This is a genomic window from Streptomyces sp. L500, from assembly GCF_054551825.1.
Map to the genome: position 1 here is coordinate 1 of NZ_JBTOLC010000136.1, position 679 is coordinate 679.

A 679-nucleotide genomic window follows, 5' to 3' on the forward strand; every position below is an offset into this window, starting at 1 on the left:
GCGCCCGCCACGTCGACCGCTTCCGCTCCGGCCGGCGGCCATGCCGCGGCATCGAATTCCTGCGTCTGCGCGGTGCTCGTGGTGAGGAAACCGCTGGCATGCAGCGTCCACGGCTCCTCTCCCGTACGGGAGTGGATCGTCACCGCGCGTCGGCCCGCCTCGTCGGGCTCACCGACCCAGACCTGCACCTGGACACTGCCCTGCTCGGGCAGGACGAGCGGCGCGGCCAGCGTCAGCTCCTCCAGCAGGCCGCAACCGGCCTCATCGCCCGCTCGCAGCGCCAGCTCCACCAGCGCCGTACCCGGCACCAGCACCGAACCCATGACGGCGTGATCCGCCAGCCAGGGGTGGGACTGGACGGACAGCCTGCCCGTGAAGAGGAAGCCATCGGTGTTGACCAGTTCCACCGCCGCGCCCAGCAGCGGGTGCTCGGCGGAGCCGAGGCCCGCGAACCGGACGTCCCCGGCGCGTACGGCCGTGCCCGTGGGCCAGAACCGCTGGTGCTGGAACGCGTACGTCGGCAGGTCCACGCGCCGCGCGCCCGTCCCGGCGAAGAAGGACGTCCAGTCCACCTTCCCACCGTGGACGTGGAGTTCGGCGAGCGCGCTGACGATCGCCGTCTCCTCGTCCCGGTTCCTGCGGAGCGCGGGGACGAGGGTGGCCGGGTCGGTCAGGGACT

General features: G+C 72.8%; 1 protein-coding gene. It reads right to left on the reverse strand.

Annotated elements, in window-relative coordinates; translation table 11 throughout:
* On the reverse strand, window positions 1–679 hold a 679-nt coding region (locus ACX9I7_RS32685; RefSeq protein WP_459389411.1), incomplete at both ends, for a polyketide synthase dehydratase domain-containing protein.